At 53.8% G+C, this 2656-nt stretch carries 2 protein-coding genes; both read right to left on the bottom strand.

What is annotated here, in order from left to right; genetic code table 11:
* Positions 1 to 10: 10 nt before the first annotated feature.
* Positions 11 to 334, bottom strand: a complete 324-nt coding sequence (locus LOC67_RS26935; RefSeq protein WP_230265960.1) for a hypothetical protein — start codon at positions 332 to 334, stop codon at positions 11 to 13.
* Positions 335 to 1358: 1024 nt separating this feature from the next.
* Complete coding sequence (locus LOC67_RS26930) at positions 1359 to 2105, bottom strand: alpha/beta hydrolase family esterase (RefSeq protein ID WP_230265959.1); 747 nt, start codon at positions 2103 to 2105, stop codon at positions 1359 to 1361.
* Between the last annotated feature and the right edge of the window lie 551 nt (positions 2106 to 2656).

Raw genomic sequence — 2656 nt, 5'->3', positions numbered from 1 at the left:
CACCCGCGAATCATTCGTCGATAAACGTGCCGTCCGGAGCGAGAATGAAGTCGTCCGCAACATCCGGAGTGAAGATTGGAATGAAGCCAAGCAAGCAGCCACGTGTGCCGGTCGACAGGTCGGACAGGACCCGAATGTGGCGTTTTGAGCGATCGTCCCAAAGTATGTTTGTCTCAATCGTGTATGTCGTACCATCGGGTGCGGTGCCGTCAATCACGTCAAGATGATCCTCGTGACGCGGCGACTCAAGACGCGCGGCAAGTTCCGAGTGCGACATCTCACGGTACGACGCAAGATGCTCTGTCAAGATCGCAGCGAGAGTGTGCCGGTCCACGGTAATGCAATTTGAGTCGGCGAACGGCGGACATAACCGAGTGACGGCGGACGACTCACCACTTCAAAAACCCCGACTCCGTCACTTCGGTTCATGTCATGGTTCGCGTGGTACGCACGACCACAGTCGGCACCACATCACTGTTGACAAGTCTACCCGATCGGAACCGGGAAGGGGAACGAGCATAGATCTTTCGGCTGGCGCATAGGGCGTTTGATCGGCTATCTCGGAGCAGAAAACAAACCGTGACATCAAATGCGATAAACAGGAAACAGAGGTCACATGACATTAGGTGGGCGAAACTCAGCCACAACTATCAAACCGTGAATTCAATTGCGGCGATGAGTGTGAATTGGCCACGTGAAATCAGATGGGCCGGATCAAAATGCTTTGAACCGCAATAGACGATGACCAACTGAGAGAGAGATGAGTCAGTCAGCGGTTCATCTACCCGCGCGAACGGCGGACATAACCGAGTGACGGCGGACGACTTACCACTTCAGAAACCCCGACTCCGTCACTTCGGTTCATGTCATGGTTCGCGAGGTACCCACGACCACAGTCGGCACTACATCGCTGGTGACAAGTCTACCCGACTGGAAGGGCCAAGGGGAACGAGCTTAGATATTTCAGCCGGCGGGTAGGGCGTTTGACCAGCAATCTCCAAGCTGGGATCAAACCGTGACATCAGAAGCGATCATCAGGAAACTGACGCATCGTGAAATCCGAAGGGTCGAGTTCGCAAACGACAATCAAACCGTGAATTCAATTCCGATCAATAGGAAACTGAAGTCTCGCGAAATCCATTGGGCCGCGATCACGAGCAACTATCAAACCACAAACTCAGTTGCGGCGATCGGCTAATGGTTGTCAGGTGAGATCAGATGGGCCAGATCCGTCAGCATCGAAAACAGGCGTTGGTTATCGCAGGCACAACCATCCGCGCGAACGGCAGAATTCACGGAGGACGGGCGGAAGACTCGCAAGCAGACCATTAAACACGGCTCCCGTCCTTCCGTGCAATTCATGGTTCTGCCTCTTCCGTGCGGACTCGCGGGTGGGTGGATAGGAATCGCCAAATCTCCCTATTGTGCCGTGTCGACCATTCATGTGCCAGTCTCGGGACCAGAATATACTCGACGGTGCAACCAGCGGAGCGATATCGATCAGCATTCGATTTCATGATCGGTGCGACCGAATCGTTGGCACCGGCCAATAGCATCATCGGAATTGAATCGTCACAATCGCCAAGCTCTCGAGGCCGCAATCCCGAATGTGCGACAAACGCGGCAATCATTTCCGGTCTTTCGGTGACCAAGACATGAGCGAACGAAGCACCGTTTGACATTCCGGCAACGTAGATGCGATCGGCGGCAATGTCGTGTTCGGACGCGACCTGAGCATACAAGTCATCGAAGAACCGAACATCAGGGTTGGCATCGAGTTCGGCCGGATCGATGTTGACGGTTGACCACATCGAATTCAAGGCAGCGGGATATACAATAATGAATCCGTTGTCCGCCGAAAGACGATCAAGTTGAGAGTATTTGGCCATCGAATCGGCAGAATCGCCGATACCGTGAAAAGCAAATACTACCGGGACAGGCGAAGCCAAGTTGTACGGAACCACGATTCGATACGTGCGAGCGCTGCCGTCTACGGTAAGCACATGGACTTGAACGTCCGCATTGATTGGTCGCGTGTGAAGAAGCCACCACGCCAAAACGGCAATCGAAACGAGGGAGAGTATCCCAATCAGAAAACGCTTCACAAGTCGCTACAGCACCCTCATTGGCAGAACGGCAGCCGTCACCGAGGTCGGGCGGTTAACTAACCACTTCAATAAAACACGACTCCCGACCTTCGCGTGCACGGCATGGTTCGCGTGGTACACACGACCACGGTCGGCAGTACATCGCTGGTGACAAGTCTACTCGATTCGAATTGCCAAGGGGAACGAGCATGTATTTTTCGGCTGGCGCATGGGGCGGTTGAACTGCTATCTCGGAGCAACATCCAAACCGTGAAATCAAATGCGATAAACAGGAAACTGCTGTCCCTTGAAGTCCGATGGGCGAAATCCGGGCACAACTATCAAACCGTGATTTCAGCTGCAGCGATCAGCTTACAGTTGTGACGCTAAATCAGAGGGGCCGGATTCAGCAGCGGTGGATTCAAGCCACAATCACCCGCGCGAACGTCTAAAATCACCCGGTCGCGACGAGAGATTCTCCATTGTCAAACCGCCCGACTTCGCGACTCGGGTGCATTTTTTTGTTATCCCATTTAGTTGTCGCAACCCGCGATCACTGCACGGGAATC

The organism is Stieleria sp. JC731, assembly GCF_020966635.1.
Taxonomy (GTDB): Bacteria; Planctomycetota; Planctomycetia; order Pirellulales; family Pirellulaceae; genus Stieleria.
The sequence above is the reverse complement of the archived record's forward strand: the minus strand, read 5'-3'. Positions and strand labels throughout refer to the sequence as shown.